The 24,040-nt window shown below is 67.7% G+C and carries 19 protein-coding genes and 3 pseudogenes; 8 read left to right on the forward strand and 14 right to left on the reverse strand.

Annotation, left to right across the window (positions count from 1 at the left end; translation table 11 throughout):
• Positions 1–492: 492 nt before the first annotated feature.
• The 4 genes from BM362_RS50410 to BM362_RS47120 form a co-directional block, all read right to left on the reverse strand.
• Positions 493–795 (reverse strand): DNA polymerase Y subunit UmuC family protein, encoded by a 303-nt coding sequence (locus BM362_RS50410; protein ID WP_093576780.1) that lies wholly within the window; start codon positions 793–795, stop codon positions 493–495.
• A 562-nt stretch (positions 796–1,357) separates the two neighbouring features.
• A complete protein-coding gene (locus BM362_RS40785) occupies positions 1,358–3,691 on the reverse strand; it encodes a glycoside hydrolase domain-containing protein (protein WP_093576781.1) in 2,334 nt (777 codons plus the stop codon).
• Between the two features lie 135 nt (positions 3,692–3,826).
• Positions 3,827–4,189: a hypothetical protein gene (locus BM362_RS47115; protein ID WP_143132616.1), complete on the reverse strand. Its 363-nt coding sequence runs from the start codon at positions 4,187–4,189 to the stop codon at positions 3,827–3,829.
• 823 nt (positions 4,190–5,012) lie between these two features.
• The gene (locus BM362_RS47120) at positions 5,013–5,360 is read right to left on the reverse strand and encodes a hypothetical protein (protein WP_143132617.1); all 348 of its coding nucleotides are present in this window, start codon (positions 5,358–5,360) and stop codon (positions 5,013–5,015) included.
• Positions 5,361–6,252: 892 nt separating this feature from the next.
• Between BM362_RS47120 and BM362_RS40795 the strand changes: the two genes are divergently transcribed.
• Positions 6,253–10,026: an nSTAND1 domain-containing NTPase gene (locus tag BM362_RS40795; RefSeq protein ID WP_093576783.1), complete on the forward strand. Its 3,774-nt coding sequence runs from the start codon at positions 6,253–6,255 to the stop codon at positions 10,024–10,026.
• A gap of 168 nt (positions 10,027–10,194) precedes the next feature.
• Here the strand turns inward: BM362_RS40795 and BM362_RS47950 are convergent, their stop codons facing one another.
• Together BM362_RS47950 and BM362_RS47955 are read right to left on the reverse strand one after the other, a co-directional pair.
• A complete protein-coding gene (locus tag BM362_RS47950) occupies positions 10,195–10,335 on the reverse strand; it encodes a hypothetical protein (protein WP_167545626.1) in 141 nt (46 codons plus the stop codon).
• Positions 10,336–10,990: 655 nt separating this feature from the next.
• Complete coding sequence (locus tag BM362_RS47955; RefSeq protein WP_167545627.1) at positions 10,991–11,143, reverse strand: hypothetical protein; 153 nt, start codon at positions 11,141–11,143, stop codon at positions 10,991–10,993.
• 239 nt (positions 11,144–11,382) lie between these two features.
• Here BM362_RS47955 and BM362_RS40800 point away from each other — a divergent pair, with 239 nt between their 5' ends.
• The gene (locus tag BM362_RS40800; RefSeq protein ID WP_143132618.1) at positions 11,383–11,814 is read left to right on the forward strand and encodes a saposin domain-containing protein; all 432 of its coding nucleotides are present in this window, start codon (positions 11,383–11,385) and stop codon (positions 11,812–11,814) included.
• A 217-nt stretch (positions 11,815–12,031) separates the two neighbouring features.
• Here the strand turns inward: BM362_RS40800 and BM362_RS50145 are convergent, their stop codons facing one another.
• From BM362_RS50145 to BM362_RS50150, 3 genes are all read right to left on the reverse strand, one after another.
• The gene (locus BM362_RS50145; protein ID WP_280142772.1) at positions 12,032–12,166 is read right to left on the reverse strand and encodes a hypothetical protein; all 135 of its coding nucleotides are present in this window, start codon (positions 12,164–12,166) and stop codon (positions 12,032–12,034) included.
• An 84-nt stretch (positions 12,167–12,250) separates the two neighbouring features.
• Positions 12,251–12,583: a hypothetical protein gene (locus BM362_RS40805; RefSeq protein ID WP_143132619.1), complete on the reverse strand. Its 333-nt coding sequence runs from the start codon at positions 12,581–12,583 to the stop codon at positions 12,251–12,253.
• 362 nt (positions 12,584–12,945) lie between these two features.
• Positions 12,946–13,146 carry a hypothetical protein gene (locus BM362_RS50150; RefSeq protein ID WP_093576786.1) on the reverse strand — a complete coding sequence of 67 codons (201 nt, stop codon included), beginning with the start codon at positions 13,144–13,146 and terminating at the stop codon, positions 12,946–12,948.
• An 89-nt stretch (positions 13,147–13,235) separates the two neighbouring features.
• On the opposite strand from BM362_RS50150, the gene BM362_RS47965 reads away from it, so the two are divergent.
• Together BM362_RS47965 and BM362_RS50920 are read left to right on the forward strand one after the other, a co-directional pair.
• Positions 13,236–13,403, forward strand: coding sequence for an ATP-grasp domain-containing protein (locus tag BM362_RS47965; RefSeq protein WP_167545623.1), 168 nt, complete (start codon positions 13,236–13,238; stop codon positions 13,401–13,403).
• A 211-nt stretch (positions 13,404–13,614) separates the two neighbouring features.
• A pseudogene (locus tag BM362_RS50920) lies at positions 13,615–13,983 on the forward strand (hypothetical protein); the annotation flags it as partial.
• Here BM362_RS50920 and BM362_RS40815 read toward each other — a convergent pair.
• Positions 13,908–15,704 carry a helix-turn-helix domain-containing protein gene (locus BM362_RS40815; RefSeq protein ID WP_244287445.1) on the reverse strand — a complete coding sequence of 599 codons (1,797 nt, stop codon included), beginning with the start codon at positions 15,702–15,704 and terminating at the stop codon, positions 13,908–13,910. The pseudogene BM362_RS50920 and the gene BM362_RS40815 sit on opposite strands and share 76 nt — an antisense overlap.
• Positions 15,705–15,848: 144 nt before the next feature.
• On the opposite strand from BM362_RS40815, the gene BM362_RS40820 reads away from it, so the two are divergent.
• From BM362_RS40820 to BM362_RS47970, 4 genes are all read left to right on the forward strand, one after another.
• On the forward strand, positions 15,849–17,231 hold the full coding sequence (locus BM362_RS40820) for an MFS transporter (protein WP_093576787.1): 1,383 nt from the start codon (positions 15,849–15,851) through the stop codon (positions 17,229–17,231).
• A gap of 138 nt (positions 17,232–17,369) precedes the next feature.
• Entirely contained in the window at positions 17,370–18,980 is a 1,611-nt protein-coding gene (locus tag BM362_RS40825) for a tannase/feruloyl esterase family alpha/beta hydrolase (RefSeq protein WP_093576788.1), read from the forward strand.
• Between the two features lie 51 nt (positions 18,981–19,031).
• The gene (locus BM362_RS40830; RefSeq protein ID WP_093576789.1) at positions 19,032–20,666 is read left to right on the forward strand and encodes a long-chain fatty acid--CoA ligase; all 1,635 of its coding nucleotides are present in this window, start codon (positions 19,032–19,034) and stop codon (positions 20,664–20,666) included.
• A gap of 7 nt (positions 20,667–20,673) precedes the next feature.
• Positions 20,674–20,838, forward strand: a complete 165-nt coding sequence (locus BM362_RS47970) for a hypothetical protein (protein ID WP_167545624.1) — start codon at positions 20,674–20,676, stop codon at positions 20,836–20,838.
• 184 nt (positions 20,839–21,022) lie between these two features.
• Here the strand turns inward: BM362_RS47970 and BM362_RS49680 are convergent.
• The 4 genes and pseudogenes from BM362_RS49680 to BM362_RS50855 form a co-directional block, all read right to left on the reverse strand.
• Positions 21,023–21,145: pseudogene (locus tag BM362_RS49680) on the reverse strand (hypothetical protein); the annotation flags it as partial.
• 226 nt (positions 21,146–21,371) lie between these two features.
• The gene (gene ligD / locus BM362_RS50415; RefSeq protein ID WP_342029840.1) at positions 21,372–21,923 is read right to left on the reverse strand and encodes a non-homologous end-joining DNA ligase LigD; all 552 of its coding nucleotides are present in this window, start codon (positions 21,921–21,923) and stop codon (positions 21,372–21,374) included.
• Between the two features lie 130 nt (positions 21,924–22,053).
• Positions 22,054–23,256 (reverse strand): annotated as a pseudogene (gene ligD / locus BM362_RS50420) (non-homologous end-joining DNA ligase LigD); the annotation flags it as partial.
• On the reverse strand, positions 23,139–23,717 hold the full coding sequence (locus BM362_RS50855; protein WP_425285770.1) for an effector-associated constant component EACC1: 579 nt from the start codon (positions 23,715–23,717) through the stop codon (positions 23,139–23,141). The gene BM362_RS50855 and the pseudogene ligD (BM362_RS50420), both read right to left, overlap by 118 nt.
• Positions 23,718–24,040: the final 323 nt, after the last annotated feature.

The raw sequence follows: 24,040 nt of genomic DNA on the forward strand, positions 1-24,040 counted from the left end.
ACCGCGACCCTCGACGAGGACCGTCAAAGCGTCGTTCCAGCCTTGCCAAGCCGCGAAGCGCGGGCGGTCGTGGAGATCGAAGCATCCCTGCCTGCTCACGGGTTTCGGTTCAGGAGGCGGGGGAGTGCGCTCGGCCGGCGCAGCAGCGTCGAGTGATGCTACGAAATCAGGAGAGGGCTGCTGGACGGTGACGACGAGCGGCGCGCCTGCCCGCTTACGTAGACGTCCGCCGCCGACAGTGCCGATCTGGACCGCGGTGCCTTCGACGTGCGCCGCGACATTGCGCACCTCGCCAGCGCGACTCCGCGCGGTCGTTCGCCGTGCGATCCGGCTCCTCGTTCACAGGCCCTCGCCGAGATCCTCAGATCCTGCCGCTCGCGCCGCCAGGAATCCGGTCGCGGCGTCCGGAGATCCTCGGCTGCGCGGGGCGCGTTCTGCCCCGTTGCCGGTGCAGCAGGCCGACCAGGTCGGCGCCGGGCTGGCTCAGCTCTGTCAGCGGCAGGGGAACGAGGAAGTCCCGGGCGGGGCGAGGTGCCCGCGTTTCGCAGCCAGCGTCGCAGCGAACAAGCCGTCCGCGATCCCGACTTGGCTCTCGACGCCCGCGAGCGCGGCGACCTGGTCGACAAGCTGCTCGGCGAGCGCGGTTTCGGAGCCCGCGAACGCGGCCGGGCCGGCGACCGGGAGCACGATCATGCCCGGTCGGACGATCTCCAGGCCCGCGGCGACAGTCTCGACCGCCCTCGCGACAGCCTCGCAATGTCGCGCGTCGCGATCGGGATCGTGGCCGAACACCACCAAGTTCGGGCATCTGGACTGGGCTTCGCGCCGAGCAGGCGACGACACGGTTGGCGAGAAAAACCGCCGCCGGAGCACCGACCGGGAGCCCTGCCCGCGGCCACGACAGGCCAGTCCGGGCACCAGAGCGCGAGCAGCCGCCGTGAGGGTGGACTATTCATCAGATGCAACACCAGGTCCCGCTGCGCGGGGATCTGCGCAGGTGCGTGTCCGTCACGGCGTGACCACCGTCATCGCCGGGCGGACAGGGTCGCTCGGCGCGTCATCGACGGCGGGCCCGGCGGGCTTGCGTGGCTGCCCCGCAGGCGGCGGCCGGATCGGGGATGCATGCCCATCTTTGCCCGGATGTGGCGCAGGGGAAACACGCTCCCTCACGCTGAGCCCGATCTGCATGACGAGTGCCAGTGCGGTCAGGCGATCCCGCTCCGCGGTGAGCAAGTTCGTACACCACCTGACCCGCTTGTTCGCAGCACTCCGGCCGGCGTTGTGTACCGCGAACGAGACGAGGATGCCCGCCGATCCGAGCACTGCGATGACAAGCGTGGGTCGTCCTGGTCCGTTGCTACGGGCTTGCGAGCGTCTTGATCAGTTCGGCGTAGCCCTGGACGAACGGAGTGAGTTTGTCCTTCGGCAGGCTTTCGGGGGCGAGGGCGAACATTCCGCTCGTCGACTTGATCGCCAGCCACCGCAAGCTGGTGAGCTGCAGGTCGTCGTACGTGTTGCCGGTGAGCATGTTCCACGCCAGGTCGAACACGGTCTGCTCGGCACCCCCGTGCCGGAGGGCGAAGAAGTTGGCGAACCTCTTCGTCGGTCCGTCGCCGCCGAGATAAGTTCGTACCGCGTCGGTGATCTTCACGCCGTTGCGAACCGCGGTGCCGACGAGGTAGCCGTCGACGTCTTCGATCAGGTCGTCCAGGGTGAACGTGGACGGTACCGTGATCTTCGCGAGGCGATCTTTGCAGAAGAGGTACCCGGAGGCGTACTCCTCGCTGTGCGCGCGCCATTCGCCGTAGAAGGTGCACAAGTCTCCTCCCCAGCCACCGAAATCGCCGCGACCCGGGACAATGCCAGAACCACCGCCCTTGAGCAGTACGGCGTTCGCAGTAGCGCCGAGGTGGTCGAGATCGATCGAAACGCCGCCTGCGGTATCGTTGAAACGGTCGAGCTTCGCTGGGCCATTGGCCTGCGCGTAGCTGATCCAGTCACGATCGACGTCGCCGATCAGGGTCTGCCAGCCGTCATAGAGATCGACATAGTGTGGGTAGCGCAGGTACTCCAAGACCCGCAGGCTGGGATCCCCTCTATTGTAACGGAGAGCAGCGGCGAACAATTCGTCGATGTAGCGGAACACCCGATCCAGCGCGGAGTCACGGCCGTTGACGTTCTCCGGGCCGGCGCCACGGTCGCTGCCGGCTCGCGGGTTCATGACATCGCGGTCCCAGTCGAAGGTGTCGCCCCCCGCGCTGAAGCGGATTTCCTTGATCTGGTTGAACGACCAGTTCGACGGCAGGGGGAAACCCAGGTTCCCGGAGAATCCCCAGGACATGCCGGACACGAACGAGAACCTGGTGTAGGCGTGGCTGCTGACCTGCGCACACACATTGCGTGAGCCGTACACCCCTGGAATGTAGCGTCTGCCCATGGTGCCCAACCCGGCTTGCACGCCGAGAAAGTACGGCACAACGTTGCTGGTGATCTCCTCGCCGGTCGCGTCGTAATCCACCGCGAAGTAGATCACCGTGCCCGCGTTGAACCCATAGCCGAGCGCCCGGTCGTGTGCTCTTCTCGCGTGTTCGTGGCCCTGGGCGTAAGTGAAGTCCTCGAGCCGTCGTGAGTTGTACTGCCAGATCGGGAAAACCCTCATGTCGCCGGCGAAGATTGCTTCCAGTTCACCGGGCTGGATTTCCTTGTCGAGTGTGCTGTCCGGTGGCTCGTCGAGATACCGGCCCACCACGTGGTAGCCGGCCGCCTTCAGAGCCTTGGCCCGATCCACGCTGATGTGGTGCCGGGTGTCGCCTGCTCCGGCCGGGCGGTCCTGGTCCCCCGTCGAAATCAGCAGTTGTGCCCAGGTCGGGTAGTCTCCGCGGCCGCTGGATTCAAGCGCGGAGAAGACTTGAAATGCCTTGACCCACTCGACGAGTTTGCCGTCGAACGTGCTCTTGAACGCCGTTGACGTGTTGTCCACCGTGCCGTTGAACACGCAGGCCGCACTGAAAAGCTGCACAAATATTCCGGAATCGCCGAACTGGAGAGGATGATTGCGCAATCCAGCCTTTGTCGCTGGGCCAAAATTTCCGTTGACATCGCTCTCGGGGATTCCGAACTCGTACTGCAGTGCTTTCACCAGTGCTTTCTGGACGTCGCGAGAGTATAGGCCATCGCAAGGTCCTATGAAGTAGGTCGACTTCCCCGCGTAACTGCCGTTGAGCCACTGCTGAATATGGCGGATCTGCTCGGTTCCGCCAGCGAGAAGAACATAGGCGTCCATTGTCAAGATGGCTTTGAATAGCTTCGGATCGACAGTTCCAATGAGGTTTCCGACTCCGGTATCGCTCCTGAGCGAGTTTACCGATTCTGCTGTGCTGGCATCGTATCGGCCGTAGGTGTCTCCACCCCAGTAGCCCTTGCAGAACAGGGCGTGCTGCGCGATTCGAATGATATTGTCATTGGCAAAACCAGGGCCCAGCGGTCCTTTTTCCGCAAGCTTGGACAGGGTCAGCGGGCCTACGGCGTCGGTCAAATCCGCGATACCCAGCTCATGTTGCAAGGCCCGGGTCAACGAGTACATGGTGCTCCAGGCGGGGCGGCCGTCCTCTGGGCACCGTCGATATCCGGCGACCGCCCCGTATGTCGCGTTTACCCACTTCTGCGCTTCCAGTACCTTCGGATCTGCCATGCTTCACCCTCCTGATGCGATTTGCCCTTGACGCGAATATGATCGCGCGGTCGGCCTGCTTTGAGGTCACTGTCGCGCGGTCGGCTCGTCCCCCATTCTCCTGCCCGGTGGAGAATGATCGGTCTTTGCATCAGATCAGCACCACGGTAAGCTGCTATCCCTGCTCCAGCTTTCCTCGTCAAGGAATACATCGCTCACATACACGTTGCGATGGCCGGTGTCATCGTCGGTTCGCAACCACCAATCGCTCTCTCGGGCATTGTCGTGGAAAAGTTCGCCTTTTGTGCGGCAGTGGAAGTAGCTTTTTCCTGCTCGCAACGTGCCCGCATGCGAGGACGGCTTGGAATCCGGTGACCAGTGTGTCCACTGGGAAACAATCATAGTCAGATAGATCTTGGCGAACGCCGAACTTTCTGATTGGGCTGCGTTCGCGGTGGGTGCGGCCAGCGAGAGAGTCGCCAACGCGGCGGCGACGGCTGATACTATACGCAACTTCATGCTTATTTCCTTTCGCTGTTGAATAGGCGTTCGCGTGAACGCGGACGATTCTGTGCGCCCCTGAATTCATCGTTCGGGTGATTGTCGGAAGAGCGGAACAATCATGTTCGAGCCCCCTGGGGCTTACAGCGTGATCCCCGTTCTAGCCGGGCACCCGCGGCTCAGTTCGCGATGAGCGTGTCAGGCACGGCGGTCAGCCGAGGGTCGGCGTAGCGGTGACCGCAGGCACCGTGCCAGAGCCCCGATCTGACAGCGTCGTCATACTGCGGAGGGCGGGTCGCGCCGGCGGGCGCTGTTGAAAGGGTTGCCCGGGCACCGCCGCTCCTGTGCGCGCGAATGCCGATACTGTGGCACTCTGGGAAATGTCACGGCGAGTTCCTTTGCGGCTCGAGGCTGGACAAGCGGTTGTCGCGGTATCTGGCGAAGCGGGGCCGAGCTGGAAACAGCTTGAGGAGCAGCGTCTCCGCCGGGCGCATCGCTGGTGGTCAGTGTCAGTTGCCGAGATACATCCGCCCGTCGTACCTCGCTCCTGGCCGGAACACCCAGCTCGGGTCCCTGGACGTGACCATTGCGGCCGAGGTGATCGACAGCCTTTTCTTCGGGGTGCCGAAGGGGCCGCACTGTATCCAGGCGCGTCCGCCGTCTCTGGACCAGTCCATCCACACGTTGTCGACGGTCCAGCCCCAGAATGTGAATGCATGGATCGCGGCGTAGCCTCTCCTCTTCCCCTTGATGTCCGCGAATCCGTTTGACGCGGCCGGCTGGCCAAGCAGGAGTCCGGTCGCTATCGGTCACCCGAGAGCCACGACGGCCACCAGTTGGTTCACCCGCGCCGAGATGCCGGGCCGTCCCCTTCGAGTGTCCCGTAGTAGTAGCCGTCTCCCCGGTGCTTGCCTGACGGGTCGACCGCGTACCAGGCGCAGGTCGCCAAGACATGCTGCCCGAACCGCACTGCGTCGTTGGACTCGGTGAGGCAGTAGGAGTAGGTCCGGATCGGACCCCACCAGGCCCCGATCTGCTCGTTGGCCGGGGGAGTGGTTGTGGCAGCGGCGTGTGCGGAGAAATTATGGGCAGGGTCGGCGTTCCCAGGCGAGGTGCTTGCTGCGGCACTCGCTCCGCTCAGTGCGAGGGCGGCAGTGGACACGGTCAGGGCTATTCGCAGGTGATGCATGATTTCTCCTGGTTGGCTGGTCGGCGAGGCCTTCGTGTGCTGTCCGGGTTCCGGCGACAGGGCTGCCCTTTCTGCGCCGGGAACGCCCCCGCGCGGCTTCGACTGGGAAATGTCGGAGGACGTCGCTCGCTGTCCCGCTCTCATCCTTTGCCGTACCGTGCCACGCCGGAAGGCGGATCTGCGGGCGTTGTGGTCATGTGGGCCGCTGAGGCTGACGGCCCGGTTGCCGATCTTGTGGTCAAGGGGAGCAAGGAGATGTCGCACGTCCAGTGGGAGTTCGACGCGACAAGAACCGACGCCGCGCTTCTATGGAGGGTTTTGCCATGTCGACTGAAACCTTTCTTTATGTCTCAATGTCATCGCGGGCCGAAATTGGTCTTCCCTGCTTGCGCTGCCGCTCGATCGGGCTGGGCGGCGGACGCGGCAGTCGGTGCCGCTGCAAGGTCGAGCCAGGCCATGGCTGTCCCGTCGGCGATCTAGGCGGCGGCGCGACAGCGCAGTGTCTTCGACGGCACGGAGGTGGTGGTCTCCCCTCGGTAACTGTCCGGGCGTGATTCGGGATAGGCCGCTGCGCGGAACCTGGTTTGCTCGGCAACGTCGGCGGCCGGGTTCCAGGTTTAGCTCACCGCTGTTGTCCTGTGTCGCTCCGCGTCGCACCGGACAACAGGCCCGGACAAACGCGTCGTGGTCCAGCCAGGCAGCGACCGCAGAAGGAAATGACGCATAAGCGCTGGTCGGCAGCGCGGCGACCGGAGAACCGCTGCTCGGCTAGAACAGGCCCGGGTGCAGGGGGTTGGCGGTCGGCCGGATTGCTCCGTGCGGGTTGTCCGCCGGACAGCCGATGCGCGGCCGGCCACCGTTCTGCGATCCTCAGTGACGGGGAGGGGACGCGATGCCGCGTGCTGAACAGCCGTTGCCGGCGGACGGCACGGTGCTGACCGGGTTCGCGCGGGCGCTGCGCGATGTCCGTACCGCGGCGGGGACGCCGACGTACCGGGCGCTGGCGAAGCGTGCGCACTACTCGTCCAGCACCCTGGCCGAGGCGGTCGGCGGGAAGAAGCTGCCGAGTCTCGCGGTGACGGTGGCGTTCGCGGAGGCATGCGGCGCGGACAAAGCAGAGTGGGAGCGACGCTGGCACGAGACCGCGTCCCGGCTCGCCGCGGAGTGCCAGTCACCCCCGATCTCTCGTGAACGCTCGGACGACGACAGCGCGGCTCCGTACCTGGGACTGCGTGCCTACCGGCCCGGTGACGCGGCACGGTTTCACGGGCGGGACGAGTTGTCCGCTCAGCTCCGTGCGGCGGTCGCGGACCGCCGGTTCGTCACTGTGGTCGGTGCCTCGGGGGCGGGGAAGTCGTCCCTGTTGCAGGCGGGCTTGATCGCGCGGGCGGATGGTGCCCGCGAGCCGGTCATTGCCGTGACGCCGGGACGGTCCCCGGTGGAGGAGATCGCGGTCGCGCTGGCCGCGGTGTCCGGCGGGTCGGCGACGGCGTTGCGCCGGGACATCGTCGGCGATCCTGCCGGGCTGCACCACGCCGTACGACAGCTGTTGGCGGCCCGCGAGGCTGATGGTGATCTGCTGGTGGCGGTGGACCAGTTCGAGGAACTGTTCACCGTGTGCCAAAACAGCACCGAGCGGACGGCATTCGTCGCTGCGCTGATCACTGCCGCGACCGCCGAGACCAGCCGCGCCCGTGTCGTGGTGGGGTTGCGCGCGGACTTCTACGCGCATTGCTGCGCTCATCCCGAATTGGCGCAGGCGATGAACGGTGCCCAGGTCGTGGTCGGGCCGATGACCTCCGAGCAGCTGCGCGCCGCGATCGCCGGGCCTGCTGCTGCCGCCGGGCTCAGCGTGGAGAGCGCGCTGCTGGCCGAGGTGACCGCTGACGCGCTGGGCGAGCCCGGGGCGCTGCCTTTGGTGTCGCACGCCATGTTGCAGACGTGGTGGCGTCGCCGCGGCACGGTGCTGAGTTTGAGCGGTTATCAGGCGGCGGGCGGGATCGCGCACGCGCTGGCGCAGACCGCCGAGACCGTGTTCACCGATCTCGGCCCGGCACAGCAGCGTGCGGCGCGGGAGCTGTTCATCCGGCTCACCGCTCTGGGCGAAGGCACCGAGGACACCAAACGCAGGCTGCGCCGCAGCGAACTCGACCTGCCCGACCGCGATCTCGAGACCGTGCTCGACAAGCTCAGTGCGGCGCGGCTGATCGTGCTCGGCCACGACACCGTCGAGATCGCCCACGAAGCTCTCATCCGCGGCTGGCCCCGGCTGCGCGGATGGCTCGACGAAAACCGCGACGGACTACGGCTGCACCGCCGCCTCTCCGGCGACGCGAGCGACTGGACAGGCCTCGACCGCGACCCCGGCACGCTCTACCGGGGTCTCCGCCTGACCGCCGCCTCCGACTGGGCCGGCGGCGGGGATGTCCGGCTCACCGCGCTAGAGCGGGAATTCCTTGATGCGAGCCGGGCTGCCGAAAAGCGCGAGCAGGCTCGGCACCGGCGGCGCACCCGGCAGTTGCGCTGGCTCGCCGCCAGCTTGGCCGTGCTGCTGGTCGCCGCGCTCGCGGTCGCGGTCGTGGCCGTGCGCCAGCGCGAACACGCGCTCGCCCAGGAACGCACCGCGACCTCACGGCAGCTCGCCGCCGAAGCACAGACCCAAGCCGGACTGGACCCGGCCGCGGCGATCCGGAAGAGCCTCGACGCCTACCACGCCGAGCCGACCGCCGAAGCCCGCAGCGCGATTCTCAGCCTCGCGTCCCATCGTGCCTACCATGCGCTGCTGCCCTCGTCGTCCAAAGCCAGAGTCGGGGTCGCGCTGAGCCCGGACGGGCGGTGGCTGGCCGCGCCCGGGGGCGACCTCAGGCTCACGCTGTGGGATGTTCCCGGCCGGCGCCGCGTGGCGGTGTTCGGCGCCCCGTTCGACCGGGTCTCCGCGGTCATGTTCAGTCCGGACAGCCAGCGGCTGGCAGCCGGGACGGTCGACGGCCATATTCACATCTGGCACCTGGCCTCCCGCACGATCGCGGCCTCGCTCACCGTTACCGAGCCCGACACGGCCGTCGCCGTGCTCCGCTTCAGTCCGGACGGGCGGCTGCTGGCTTCTGCGGATCGACGCAACCAGGTGAAGCTGTGGGATACCGGCGGACGAGGCACCCCCGTCACTCTCGCCGCACAACACGACGGGCCGGATCTCGCCGGCAACCCTGCCGTGGCATTCAGCCCAGACGGTGCCCTGCTCGCTTTTACAGACGCTACCGGCGCGCTCGCGCTCTGGGATCTGCATACAGCCACCCGCGCGGAACCACTGCCGGCGCCGAGCGCGTGGACGAGCTCCGCAGACTTCACATCCGACGGGCACACTCTCGTAACCGTCAACCGCGCGTCAGCGGCGATCCGGCTCTGGGACGTCACGACCCGGCGGCAGGTCGCGGAGCTGGCCGGCGACTCGGTCCCTCAGAACAGTGTCGTGGTCGATCGCGCCAATGCACAGCTAATCACCGTCAACGTTCGCGGCACAGTCGACGTCTGGGACCTCGGCCGCCGGACACTCCTGGCAACGCTCGCCAAGAACGTCTCACTGACCGGGTCGGCGGCGGTCAGTTCCGACGGGAAAACCATCGCCGGCATCGTCGGCAACGGCATCGCGCTGTGGGACCGCACGCATCTCCCGCTTCTCGGGGTTCCTCCGGTTACGACCTCGTTGCAGGTCAGCGAATCCGGCAGGACTGTACTCGCGGGAGGCAGCGGTTCGCCCACCGTCATTTGGGACACCGGCACACGGCAAGGCCGAGTGATCGCAACAGTCCCCAGGCGCGACATCGTCAGCGGTCTCGCGGTTCTCAGCCCGGACGAGAAAGTCGTCGCGTTCAACGACAACGGTCGCATCACCGTTCTCGACGCGAGAACCGGCTCGGCCCTTGTCGAGGTGCCTCGCACCTCAGACTTGATGTACGCCAAGTCGTTCGACTTCAGCCGGGACTCCCGCACCTTGGCCGTGGCGATGCTGAATGGCGGCGTCTGGCTATACGACCTCGGCGCACGGCGGTACGTGCGCAACGTCGCCGAAGGGATCGACGCGGCGAATACGCGCTACAGCCCGGACGGGCGCATGTTCGCCTTTACCAGCGAAGGCACGACGATCAACATCCTGAGCACCGATGGCTACAGCCTGATCAAGAAACTGAAGGTCGTCGATAACCCTGGCGAGGCGTGGCCGGGGTACAGGTTCAGCCGCGACGGATCGCTGCTGGTTTCCAACGACAACATGCTCACCGTCTCGGGAAAGCTCCTCATCTGGGACACGGCGACCTTCGCGAAGAGGGCCGAGTTTTTCACTCCCGGCACGGCAGCGAGTGTGCCGTACTTCAGCCCGGACCGCCGCTACATCGCCACATTCGGCAACAACGACGCCGTGACCCTCTGGGATGCCGCCACCGGGACCCGCTGGGCGACTCTCACCGGCCACGCCGGAAAGATCACCGGGATCTACTGGAACGGGACCGGCGTGCTCGCCAGCAGCAGCGAAGACAACACCGTCATCCTGTGGAACACCGACGTCGACGACGCGATCCGGCAACTCTGCGACCACATCGAGCGGGACTTTCCCGGCACGGGCACAACACCCGCGATCTGCTCGGCGCATCGGGAACGCGGGCGGAACTGAGCCGTTCGGGCAGCAGACGCTAGCCACCCAGCCGAACGAGCGGTGGATCAAGAAGATCGCGGAGGCCGCAGTGCCGACGCAAGCCCGGACCGGGTCTGTCACCGGCAGGCGCGCTGCGCGGAGGCGGCTGGACGGGGTGAGGTTCCCCGGGGGGTCGGTCACTGGGTTTTATGCCGCGTGGGCGTGGTGGTGACGGTAGTTCAGGCGGGTTTCGTGTGGTGTGCGGTAGGCGAGTGTGGAGTGGTCCAGCACGGCCGTGTAGGCCCGGGTCAGGGTGCCGTCGCTGAGGCTCGCGATCGCGAACAGCACGGTGTGGCGGTCGCGAACGGACAGGCGCGGGTTGCTGAACGCGGCGGTGGAGGTCAGGGCGGCGAGCGCGGAGCGGCCGGTCCCGCCGGTGCGGCCGGTCCCGCCGGGGAGGCGGGAGGTCCGGGGCGGAGGTGGTCATGCGCGAGCTATGCGCATACGGATCCTGTCTGTGCGGGTGTTCCCCGGCGGCGAGTCCTCGCCTCGCCGTGCCCGGACCTCGGTCCGGGCACGGGGAAAACGAAATTGTCCTGATTCGGCACCGCGGATTCCGAACCCGCGGGACGTCCGGCCCCTCGCTCGACCCTCCCGACATTGTGTGAATCTGGAGTAACGCTCTCGTGGGATACCGCGCTCGCGACGGGGAGAAGTCCCGCCCTCTTCTCCTGTCGCGTGTGGACGAGCCCAACCTATCCGTTACCGGCCGGGTACAAAATGGCATTCCCGACAATCACTCCGACCGGAGAACCGACACGCGCCCCGCGCAATCCGCTCGGCCCAAAGTGGGCTCAGCGGATTGCCGACAGTGGCCCCATGGGGGCACGCGGCCACTCGCGGCGGGCGGCAGTGCCACTCACGCGAATCCGCATGCGCCCGCACGGACCTACTGGCGGCAAACCGTCCGGCGCGGCCCCAGGCTGCGGCCGCGGCGGGCAGGTCAGGCCGTGCGGCGGGCCGGCTCGGCGCCTGGTCGCGCACGGTCCCGGCCCCGGCTGGCCAGCCAGCCGAGGCGCATCGCCGGCACGTCCAGGCCCGGCGCGAGCGGCTCGGCCTCGACGTCGGCGCGCCAGCCCTCCAGAAGCCCGCGCACCGGGCTCCCGGGCCCGCACGGTCGTCGGCAACGGTCACGACCACCGCATCGTTCTCGAACACCTGTTCGTGACAGAGCTGGGGGGTCGCGGCGCAGACGTGACCGCGCCGCAGCACGGCCGCGACCCGGATCGATGACGAACACCGTCGGGTGAGCCCGGTACCCCGGCCCGGCCGGGAGTGCTAGGCAGGGATGGTCCGGTGTTCGGTGGGTCGTTCGATCGAAACGAGGTGAGGGTGATGCGTGCCCGTACGGCATGGACCGCGATGTGCCTGGCAGCGGTGCTGGCGCTGGCGGCCGGTCCGGTGGCGTCCGCCGCCACGGGAGCGCGTTCAGCGGCGACGGCCAGGACCGCGGTCCCCTCCGGGCCCGCGGCGGCGACCGGCGAGGCGTGCGCGTTCTGCGAGTACTTCCTGCACTACCTGACGACGGCGCTGGACGGCAGCACGAACCCGGAACGGATCGCGACCATGATCAGCAACGCGTGCAACTGGCTTCCCGAGTCCGAGCAGGGCAAGTGCCGTGAGCTCCTGGAGACATACGGGGGCGCGGTGGCAGCGCTGCTGGAGAACGGCGTGCCCGAGGACGAGATCTGCGGCGCGCTCGGGCTCTGTGCCGCGCCGGGCCGGGAGTCCCCGTCCCGGCGCGGGTGCGCCGCGGTCGCGACCTGAGACGGCCCGTCGTCAGGACGGTGTCACGAGCCGCCGACTCTCGTGAGACAGCTGGTCAGGCAGCCCGCCGACCTCCACGCCCGGCTGAAACGCGCACTGTACGCCTGGCCAGGCATCAACCGGTGCCCTCGCGAACCGGCCGCTCCTTCGGAAACGGGCCGAAGCGAGAAGGGGGTCCTGCGTTGGCCGCAGGACCCCCTTCTCGCCTGAACGAGGTTCAGATGTCGTTGGCGTAGACGAAGGAGCAGATCGCCAGCAGGATCGCGACGACGCCTGCGGCGATCCACCAGGTGCCCCAGCCGATCACGACGGCCAGGACGCCGACCGCGGTGAGCATCACGCCGGTGCTCACCGCGGAGCCCTGGCTGTCCCGGCGTTCTTGCTCTGCCGCCGCGGCGGCGGCCTGGCGCTGGCGTTGTCGAATCCGCCTGGACAGTCACGGCCACCACGGCGGAGTGGCTGCTGCGGGCTCGCCTTCGGCAGGACGGGGAGGTGGCCACGCGGCCGGGTTGTCCAGCACGCAGGCGGCGATCAGATAGAGCGCCGCGAGCCCGTGCTGGGACTGGACGAACGCGTCCGCCGCTCCGGCGGCCGGGCGCAGCCCCTGCTCGCGCAGCGGTTTCTCCGTCCACAGGAACGCCGGCGCGGCACCGCTGGCGTAGCAGGGCGCGCCGGTGGGCGACCATCCATCGGCTGTCTCAGGGGCTCGGCCGGGATACGCCCCAAAGGGGCAGTGAGCCTGGATGATGATCACCACCAGTGATGGCATCGGCTGGGGCGGATGCAAACGCTTTGGGCGACCCCACGTGCGCAAATACGTCACCATTGCCCCGTTGGGGCATATTCCGGCCGAGGCCCTCAAACTCCAGCGCACCCTTACGGAGAACCGATAAGCTGGCGATGAAGCGAACAAGTGAATTTTCACCGCCGGTCCGACGGCGCGTCACGCACATGTCGGCATGGTGAAACCGCAGGTCAAGAGGGAAACTCGCTGTCCTGGCTCGGTGAAGTCGACTTCGAGAACTTGGTGCTCGGCGCGATTGCCAGCCTGCCCAACAGGGCGGACCCGTTCCCCACGACAGCGCTGGCCTGGCTGTGCCGGGCCTACGGGTCGACCACGATCCGCCGCGCCTACGCCGACTGGGCCGACCCGCGCTTCGGCGACCGTTGATGACCACTGGACTCCGCGTCGCCGGCCCCGCCGGCGACGCCCTCGCCGCAGCCGTCGCCCTGACGAAGCGGCTGAAACTGCCGCACCTGCGGCGCGCGTTGCCCGCTCCAGCCGATGTCGGCACCGGCCTCGGCGATGTAGCCGTCCAGCGTCAGGGTCATGCCGAAGATCAGTTTTCCGTGTCATGCCGGCCGCCTGTGTGTCGATCGCACCCATACAGACGGGAGAGGCGCGAAAACCTCATCGGTGTGTGAACGGCTTGTTGTTCGCGCCACAGATCCTGCTCCGCGCTCCGGGAAATCCGCCGGCGGACGGCCAATGGCGAGTCGTCGAAATCGTCGACGGACAGGTCAGCGACCGGCCGGACGCGATCGCACCGGACACGATGATCCAGAGGCATCAGGACGGCGCGCCCTGAACGTGGCGCGGACGGAAGAAGCCCGCAACACTGCTTCGATGGCTTCTTAATACTCCGGCAGATACTCCTGCAGTGACCAATTCCGCGGCGCCAACGGCCGGTGGTGACGTCGACCGGTCGTGAACGTCCGGGTGTGCGGTAGCCAAGCCCGGCGGGACGAGGTCCTGCATTCGACCACGACGAGGGCGGGGCGGCGGCCCGGTGGCCGCCTGGCCGGGAGGACCGTCCGGCCGCGATCGTGTTCGGCAACGGCGTGATCGCGACGGAAGTCGTGTGTACGGCCCGTGAACAGGGCTTACCGGATGCGCCCACCGTCGTCGGAATCGACGACATGCCGAGGTTCGCCAGGCCTTTCATCGACCTGACCACCGTGCGCCGCGCTCTTGAGCGGTTGGCCGGAGCAACCGTCGAACTCCGCCGCGGCACAATCATCCGACCGGCCGCGCTGCCGCGCGCATTGTGCCGTCCGGCATGGGGCCTGACCGCATGGCGCAGGGCGGCGGCTCACACCGTGCCGAGGGTGTTCGCTCTGAGCTGGTGCAAGCGGAGGCCGAGTTGCAGTTCGAGGTCGTTCTCGTGACGCCAGTCGAGGCCGAGGATGTCGCTGACCCGGTCCAGCCGCTTGAGCAGGGTGTTGACGTGTACGTGCAACGCCCGTGCGGTCGCGGCGACGTTGGCGTGGTGGACGAAGTAGGCACTGAGGGTGCTGACCAGGTCGGTACCGCGTCGCTGGTCGTAGTCGAGGAGCGGGCCGATGGAATCGGCGAGGAAACGGTCGAGTTCGTGCGCCCGTTCGGCGTCGAAGATCATGGCATACAAGGCATAGCGACCCGTCGTGGCACCCAGGTCGGTGTGCCCGATCGCGCGCATCACCGCGCTGCAGCGGCTGGCCAGCGCGAAGGCGCGGGACCAGTGCTGGCCGAGCGCCCGTTCTCCGACGACCGCGACCGGGCCGGCCAAGGTGCGGTGCAGTCGATGGTGGATCTCCTCGGCGGTCTGGTCGTCGTCGGTGCTGTGCAGGATCATCGTGGCCTTGCCGAGGTGTTCCCCGGCCAGCCCGCCGCGATCGCGGGCGATGTCGTGCAAGTAGCGGGCGAGATCGGTTGCCGGCATCGCGGGGGAGTCCGCGACGAGGACCAGGTTCAGCCGGTCGACGTCGATGTTGCGGGCCCGGGCGCGGGCGCGCTGAGCCGGGTTGATCGCCGGGCTGCCGACCATGAGTTCGGTCAGCAGCTCGCCGGTCAATCGCTCGCCGGCCTCGGCGACGGCCCGCTCCTTGAGGATGAGCAGCCCCATGATGTGGGTGGCGCGCTCCAGGGTGCGCAGGTCCGTGTCGTCCGGTGAGTCCTGCTGCGCGGGCGGTTCCCGGCTCCAAGCCAGCGCGCCGAGGCGGCTGTCGCCGGCCCGGATTGCCGCCACGCTGAGAGCGATTCCAGCCGGGTCGACCGAGGTCGTGCAGCGGCCCGAGCGGTGCGCGTTCTCGACCGCGTCGGCCAGCTCGATCTCCGAAGGCTTCGGGCAGGGACTCGAGGTTGAGGCTCGGTGGACGAGAACGGCACCGGTCCGGTGCAGCAGTGTGATGCGCCCACCCAGTTGATCGGCAAGCAGCTGCGCGACCTCGCCTGGTGTCGCCCCGTCCAGGACGGCGCCGGTCAAGGCCTCGTGGCTGGTCTGCGCCCGCTCGATCACGGTCACGTGTTCCTCGATCTTCTGGTACGCGGCCTGCAACTCCTGCAACGCGGTCCGGCTCGCCTCGTAGAGCCGGGCGTTGTCGAGGGCGACTGCAGCGTGATCGGCGAAGGCGCTCAGCAGTGCGATTTCCTCGGCCGGAAAGGCTCGCTCGGAGCGGTCCGCGGCGAACAAGGCACCCACCGCTTCACCGCGGATCACCAGTGGCACGCCGAGAAGTGCGACCAGCGCCTCGGCCGAGGCCACCCGGTCGAAGCCCGGGTCGCGGTCGATCGAGGTCGCACTGGCGTAGTTGCGCACCCAGTGCGGGCTCCGGGAAGCCAGTACCTTGCCACCGAGCCCCACGTCGGCCGGAACATGCGCGGCGAGGAAGGAAGCGGAGATCGTTCCTTCCGCCGCCCTCGCCGACAGCCTCCCGTCCGCACCGACCAGCGAGAGGTAGGTGAAGTCCGCGCCGATCAGATCGTGGGCGTGGCGGACGATCGACCGCAGTACCGCATCGAGCTCGCCCAACGCGGTGAGCGACTTGGCCGTCGCGTACAACGACGCCAGCTCGCGCTGTCGGCGCATCAGGGAGGAAGACTCCGGTTCACCGGCGGATTCGTTCGCCACAGCGCTGTCCTTTCCGGATACCCGGTGGCAGAAAGACCCACCGAGCAGGCGTGAGTTGTGGATGATACGCACCTGCAACGGCAGGGTAACGGCGACTTAACCTGGCCGCCATCACCGTCCCCGCTCTCGACGAAGGCGGCATGTATGGCAATCCCGCTCGCCCACCCCGAAGGACAGCCCGGCTACGCCGGCTTGCCCGCGACTCCACGCCGGGCGTTCCGCAAACTGCTGGCCGCAGGACTCGCCGGAAGTTCGATCGAGTGGTACGACTTCTTTCTTTACGGCACCGCGGCGGCGCTCGTGTTCCCCCGCGTGTTCTTCCCGCATTCCTCAGTTCTGACCGGCACGCTGCTCGCGTTCAGCACGTTCTGGGCAGGCTTCGTGGCGCGGCCGATCGGCGGGGTGCTCGCCGGGCACCTCGGCGACAAATACGGGCGGAAGCCGGTCGTGGTCACCTGCTTGGCCGTGATGGGGTCCGCGACCTTCCTGATCGGCTGTCTTCCGAGCGCGGCGGCGGTCGGAACACTGGCCCCGGTGCTGCTGGTCGCGCTGCGCTTCGTGCAGGGGCTTGCGGCCGGCGGGCAGTGGGGCGGCATCGTGCTGCTTCTCACCGAGTCCGCCAGTCCCAAGCGGCGCGGCTTCGCCGGCACCTTCGGGCAGACCAGCGTTCCGGTCGCCGTGATCATCTCGAATCTGATCTTCGTGGCTGCCAGCGGCTTGATGCCGGACGCGGCGTTCCTCAGCTGGGGTTGGCGCCTCCCGTTCCTGGTCAGCGTCGTGATGTTCGCGGTCGTCGTCTACATTCAGGCCAAAGTGGAGGACACCGCCGAGTTCCGTCAGCTGCAACGGGCGGCGTCGAGGCCGGACAACGCCGTGCAAAGCGCGCCGCTCGCACAGGTTGTCCGGAACAAGTGGGGAACGATCCTGCTCGGCTGCGGGATCCTCTCGGCCACCAACAGTCTCTTCTACATCAGCGTCTCCGGCCTTCTGAGCTATGGCACCGGTTCGCTCGGACTCGAGCGCGACCCCCTGCTTGCGGTCGTGCTGGCCGGCTCCGCGGCGATGCTCGCGACGATTCCCTGGTCTGGTCACCTTTCGGACAAGGTCGGCCGCCGGCCACTGATCCTGATCGGCGGCCTGGGCGTCGCCGTCTGGGCGTTCCCGTACTTCTTGCTCGTGGACACTGCCTCGCTTCCGTTGATCTTCGTCGCGGTGCTGGTGGGTTTCGTGTTCCAGTGCCTCACTTACGGCCCGATCGCGAGTTTTCTCAGTGAGCTCTTCGCGCCCAACGTGCGCTACTCGGGAGCATCGCTTGCCTATCAGCTCTCCGCGATCATCGTCAGCGGCGGCACCCCGTTCCTGATGACCGCGCTCATCGCCAAGACCGGCAGCACCATGCCGGTCGCCGCCTACATCCTGATCATGGGACTGGTCACGTTCGCCAGCGCATGGTTCCTGCCGGAGACGAACCCCGCCGAGGTCCGTGCCGATCCGCACGCCGTCCCGGGTGCGCACCTCTATCGCTGAGACTCGTCCGAGCGCGGAAACACGGACCTCCGGCGCCTGAATGATGCGGAGAGTGAGGGTTTTATGAGGAGAATATCGGGAAGGCGCGGCAAAGCTGGCCGGCTCGTCACGCTAGCGGCCACGGTTCCGCTGGCAGGAATGTTCGCCTTCAGCGGGGCCGGGGCCGCCACCGCGACGACGTCGACCGGGGCTGCGTACCAGACGGCGGTGCCGGGATGCGCCGGGCTGGACCAGATGAAGATCCCCGCATCGGCGATGAGCCTCCCGACAATCGGCGGCCGCGTCGAGTCGACGTCGGTGGTGCGCAGTCTCGTCAGTGGCGAGACTGTCGAGTACTGCCAGGTCGACGCTGACATCTTTCCCGTTGATTCGTCGGCTCCGCACATCAAGATGCGCGTCGACTTGCCTTCCGGCTGGAACCGCAAGGCCATGATGTTCGGCGGTGGCGGCTTCGACGGCACCATCCCCGACCTGACGGCGAACGTGCCTTTCGGCCCTGCGAACCGACCGGTTCCGCTGGCCCGGCGGTACGCGACATTCGCCAGCGACTCCGGCCACCAGCAGAGTCCAGACGCCCGGCCGACCTTGGACGGGTCGTTCGGCGCGAACGACGAGGCGCTGGCAAACTTCGCCGCCGGAGACGCGCTCAAGAAGACGCGCGACGCGAGCCTTTTCCTCATTCGGCAGGCCTACCGGACGGAACCCGTCGAGATCTACTTCGCGGGCGGATCGAGCGGCGGCCGCGAAGCCCTCAACGTCGCTCAGCGGTGGCCGACGGCATTCGACGGTGTGATCGCGGCCTATCCCGCCTGGAACAACCTCAGCGAGATCCTGGACCTGGGGTATCTGACACAGATCTTGTCCCGGCCCGGCGCTTTTCCCGGTGCCGCGAAGCAAACACTTCTGTACGACAGCGTCCTGGCCGCATGCGACGGCCTGGACGGTGTCCGGGACCAGCTCGTCTCGAACCCGGCGGGCTGTCATTTCGACCCGCGCGCACTTCGCTGCCCCGGCGGGGCCGATACCGGGCCGGCCTGCCTGTCGGATCCGCAGATCACTGCGGTGCGGGCGATGTCCTCCGCCTTCGAATGGCCGTACCGGATCGCCAGCGGCGAGACCGGGTACCCCGGCTTCCCGTTCCTTTCCGGGGCCGACATGAGGTCGCCGTTCGTCGGGTTCGGCACCACCGCTCCGGCCAACCCCATGCCGGCCACCAGCGGCTACGGAATGCAGTTCTGGGATCAATGGGTGAAGTATTTCCTGACCCGGGACGCGCACCACAACGCTCTCGACGTCGATCCTCGCCATCCCGGCGAATGGCTCGGCCGAATCAGCTACTTGTCCACGCTCGAGGACCGCAACGACGCGGATCTTCGGCCGTTCGCCCGGGCCGGCGGCAAGCTGATCATGCTCCACGGCGCGGCGGACGAGCTGGTCTCTCCCCGTTCGACGAGTGACTACTACCAGCGTGTGCGCGATGTGGTGGGCGCCAAGCAGACCAGTGGATTCCTGCGGTATTACGTCGTGCCCGGGGCGAACCACGCGAACTTCGGCACACCCGCGTTCGCGGCCGGCTGGGATTCGCTCTCCGCGCTCGAGCGCTGGGCCGAAGGGGGAAAGCCGCCTGCGCATCCGGTCGTGGCCGACGCGAAGCACCACCGCACGCGTCCGCTTTGCCAGTACCCGGAGTGGCCCAGGTATCGCTCCGGCGACGCGGACAACGCCGCGAGCTTCGTCTGCACTCGCTGAAGCCGCGAGCCCCGGTCGTTCCGGCCGGCGTATTTGAAAGGTTCTTCACAGATGCTCGGATTGATGCAAGACCGTCCGTTGTCCCTGCCGCATGTCTTCCGGCGAGCCGAACGCTGCTTCGGGCACAAGACCGTGGTGTCCGGTCGCGTCGGCGGGGAGACGACCATGACCTGGGCCGAGGTGTGCGCGCGGACCCGGCGTTTGGCGGCGGCCCTGGACGAACTCGGCGTGCCGGCCGAAGCCCGGGTCGGCACATTCGCGTGGAACAGCCACCGCCATCTTGAGCTGTACCTGGCGGTGCCCTGCACCGGGCGAGTGCTGCACACCATCAACCACCGGCTCTTCGGCGAGCAGATCACCTATGTCGTCAACGACGCCGCCGACGACGTGCTGTTCGTCGACCGGTCTATCCTCCCCGCCATCTGGCCGCTGGTCGACACGTTCACCACCGTGCGCGCAGTGGTGGTGATGGACGACGGCAGCGACGCCGAGATTCCCGAGGACGCCCGTGTCGTCGATTACGAAGACCTGCTCGGCCGGGCGGCGAACCCGGGGCATGAGTTCGCCGTCGCCGACGAAAACACCGCCGCCGCGCTGTGCTACACCTCGGGTACCACCGGCGCTCCCAAAGGCGTGCTCTACAGCCACCGTTCGATCGTCCTGCACGCCTGCCTGCTGCTGATGGTCGACACCTTCGGCATCAACGAACGCGACGTGGTCATGCCGATCGTGCCGATGTTCCACGTCAACGCCTGGGGCCTGCCCTACAGCGCCATGCTCTGCGGGGCCGGCCTCGTCCTCCCCGGTCCGGCGATGACACCGCCGGAACTGGCGGGGATGCTCGCCCGCCATCAGGTCACCTTCGGCGCCGCGGTCGCCACCGTCTGGCGCGGGCTGCTGCCGGTGCTCGGCCGGCATGACCTGCCCGCCGTGCGGCAGATCGTCTGCGGCGGCGGCGCGGTCGACGAAGCACTCACCCGTGGCTACCAGGACACCATCGGTGTGCCGTTGACCAACGCCTGGGGCATGACCGAAACCAGCCCGGTGGTCACCGCCTCCCGCGTCGGCACCGCGCACGACCGGTGTACCCCCGAGCAGCGGCGCGCATTGCTGGGTACGCCGGGACCGGCCGTTCCGCTCACCGAGGTCCGCATCGTCGGCGACGACGGACGTGAGGTGTCCTGGGACGGACGCACGTCCGGCGAGCTGCAAGTCAGCGGCCCCACCATCGTCGCCCGCTATTTCGGCTCGCGGGCCGTCGCGGACGGGTTCACCGACGACGGGTGGCTGCGTACCGGTGACGTGGCCACGGTGGACCGTCACGGCTACCTCCGCATAGTCGATCGCACCAAAGACCTCGTGAAGTCCGGAGGCGAGTGGATCTCGTCCGTCGAGCTGGAGAACGCCATCATGGACCACCCTGACGTCTCCGAAGCCGCGGTTTTCGGCGTCGCCGACGAAAAATGGGGCGAACGCCCGGTGGCCTGTGTCGTCGCCCGTCCGGGGGCCACGCCCACCGTCGAGACCGTGCGCGATCACCTCCGCGCCCGGGTGGCTTCGTGGTGGCTGCCGGACCAGGTGTTCTTCCTCGACGAGATACCCAAGACCGCCACGGGGAAATTCTCGAAACAAGGACTCCGGTCCTGGTACGTCGCCGACAATCGCGGGCCCGGCAAATCGATTTGAGCTGCTGGTGGCCGGCCAGAAGCGCTGCTTCCCGACGGCTTGGGCACCGCGGTACTTCGCCGAGCGGACTGCCTGCTTCCAGAGGTATTCGCAGGACGCCGGCCAGTACTACACCGCGTCCGGCGTCGAAAAGCCGGAAACGCCGGCCATGCGCAAGAATCATGCGGCGTAGCAGACCGAAACCAGAAGGGCCGCCGCAAGTTATTTCCCGGCGGGACGGTGTGCCAGCGGACAAAAAACACGGTTTCCATCAACGGAGTCGAACTTCCCATCCTTGACATTGCTCCTGGCTTCGAAACCGGCTTCCCGGTGACCGCGGACGCACCCCAGATCCCCAGGAGATCGTCGACCAGCTGGAAGGCCAGGCCCATGCGCCTGCCCGCCGCGGCAAGGCAGGCAACCTGCTCACTGCCACCGCAGGAGAGCGATCCGAACCCGCACGCGCAGTCCATGACCACGCCGGTCTTGCCGACGGCCATCGCCTCGCATTCCGCCAGGCTGACGTCGGACCGCCGCGGAAACCGGTATCCGCGCTTTGCCCTTCCATCAGTGCAACCAGCACAGCCGTGCTGGATCGCGCCGTTGGCGAACGTCGCAGTTGAGCGGAAGGTTGATTTCCGACGGATTACTGCGAAGGTCGGTAGTCTTCGGCGGCATGGGGCACGGCAGGGCTCGACGTGACCGCGACGAGCCGAAGCGGCAGCGTTACGGGAGCGGGGCGCGGGTCGTGTCGAGCGCGGCGAAGAGGTCGCCGGATGCGGAGACACGATCGAGAACCTGGTCGGCGGTGAAGACGAGGTCTTCGGGGCGGGTGCAGGCGCGGACCTCGTACCAGGCGATCGGAGTCGACACCGTGGGCTGATCGCGGCCGCGCAGCGAGCAGGGGGCGATGGTGGTTTTGGCGGGGTTGTTCTGGGACCAGTCGATGAACACTTTTCCGGTGCGCAGGGACTTGGCCATTTTCGCGGTAACCAGGCCCGGTGTCCCGGCGGCGAACCGCAGTGCGAGAGATTGCGCGTAGGCCGATGTCCGGTCGGCGGTACGGGTGCGCACTCCGGCGTAGACCTGCATTCCTTTGGAGCCGCTGGTCTTGGCGACCGGTGCGAGGCCGTCGTCGACGAGGACGTCGTGGAGTCGTTCGGCGATTCTGGCGCACTCGACGATCGAGGTGCCGGGACCGGGGTCGAGACCGAACACGACCCGGTCCGGCGTCCGCCGCTGCCCGCGGGTGCCGACTGTCCATTGAGGGACGTGCAGTTCGAGTGCGGCGAGGTTGGCGGGTCAGACCAGTGCCGCCAGTTCGTCGAACAGAGCGCAGCCGATGGTTTTGGTGCTGTTGCAGGATCCGCTGCCGGGCGGTCGGCAGCCAGGCGGGCGCGTCGCGCGGGATGTTCTTCTCGAAGAACCGCTGTCCCTCGACCCCGTCGGGGTATCTGACGATGGTGATGGGCCTTCCCGCGAAGTGCGGGAGCACGGCCGGGGCGATCAGCGTGTAGTACCGGATGACTTCGCCTTTGGTGAATCCGGCCGCCGGGTACAGCGCTTTGTTCAGATTGGACGGTGTGAGCTGCCGGTCTTCGACCCGGACTGCGATCTTGTCGCCCGACGGCTGCGCCGGTACGGCCGCACGCGATTTCGGTGCCGGCACCCGTGCCGCTTGTTCCGGCCGTGCGGTTGTCGTGTCCGGCGTGGCCGGGACGGTGACCTCGCTTGGCTGCTTGTCCTCGCGCAGTCCGCGCCAGGCGGTGTGGCGCAGACGTCCCGCGCCGCGGGTGAACTTCCGGTACACGGCCTCGCCGACCATCGTCGGCTCGACCCACCGGGCCCGGCGGACGTCCGCGCGCGGCGGCTCGGCGGCGAACGGGTGCCGTGCGCGTTCGAGGGATTCCAGCCGCGCCCGCAGGTCTTCGCGTTCGCGGTCGGACAGTCCCGTGCCCACGTCCCCGATGTAGAGCAGATCGCCGGTGCGGGGCTCGTGCGCGCCGAGCAGCAGCCCGCCAGCCGTCCCGGCGATACGGCCCTGCCCGGGGTGCCACCCGCACACGACCACCTCAGCGGTCTGTACCAGCGGGTGCTTCAGCCAGGCGTCGGTGCGTTTGCCCGGTGTGTAGGGCGCACTGCGGTTCTTCGCGACGAGTCCTTCGTGGCCGGAGGTGGCTACGTGCGCGAGCAGGTCGGCGGGCGTGCGGCGATCGGCGTCGAGTTCGGTGAAGGTGACCGCGCGCACCACCGACACTCGGTACGGGTCGGGCATCGGCGACGCCAGCAGCTGCTGTCGGCGTTCGTCGTAGGGGGCGCGCAGCAGCGATTCCGTGCCAAGGCGCAGCAGGTCGAACGCGAGGAACCGGACCGGAAGGTCGTCGAACGGCTCGCCGCGAGCGGCGCTGCGGCGGCTGTGCCATCGGCCGCGACGCTCCTGCAACAGCCCGAAATCCGGTTGCCCGGCCTCGTTGTAGACCACAATCTCGCCGTCTAGCACTGCTGCGCTACCGTCGAGTGCCGGGGCGAGGACGTCGGCGATACTCGCGAACTCGTCGGTGAAGTCGATGCCGTTACGGCTCGCCAGTGCGGTGGTTCCGTCCGGCGCGATCCGCATGCAGGCCCGGAAGCCGTCCAGCTTGTACTCGTAGGACCAGTCCAGGCCTTCGCGAAGCCGGCCGCCGTCCGGTTACGCCAGCATTGGCTCCACCCAGCCGGGAATTTCGGAACCGTCGCGACGCGCTGCTCGCCCCGCTCCCGGTGCCCGTCCAGTTCGACCTTCCGGCCGTCTTCGCTGGTGATCGTCACCTTGATATCGGAACGGCGGTGCGCGATCCAAGACGACAAGGTGCCTGCCAGCACCGCGCCCATCCCGCCGGGACCGGCGGCAACTACGAGCGCGTCGAGCATGCCGCCCCGCTGGCCGGGCTCAAGGCTGTCGTGGGCGCAACGCACGCGACCGCACAGTTCGTCTTCGCGGCTCAGCCAGTCATGCAGCGACCTCAGCTCATCGCCGCGCCGCGCGGCCCGGATCCCACAACTGTCCCTTAGTCGAGTTCGCCATGCGGTCATCTTGCCGTGATCCAGCCTGCCGTGGAGGCATCCCCGACGTAGCCGGAAGACCTTTGCCTCCCGGGGGTCTGTCAAGACGCCCAATCAGATTCCGAGGGGGCGAAGAGTTCGACCCGGCGGGCCCCGGTGGATCTCGAAGTACGGGCGCTTCAACGGAGCGGCCCGCCGTCGCGAAGTCCGGCGAGGTTGGAGGAAACGGTCCCACGCAGATCGGGTCTTGCGCTAGATTCTTTACGCAGTCGCGAATTCGGGGAGGTCCGGGTCCTAGACGCTGGCACGCGATAGCTGAACAGCTATTTCATCGGCCGTGGCGGCTGATGACA

Source organism: Amycolatopsis rubida, from assembly GCF_900115345.1.
Lineage (GTDB): Bacteria > Actinomycetota > Actinomycetes > Mycobacteriales > Pseudonocardiaceae > Amycolatopsis > Amycolatopsis rubida.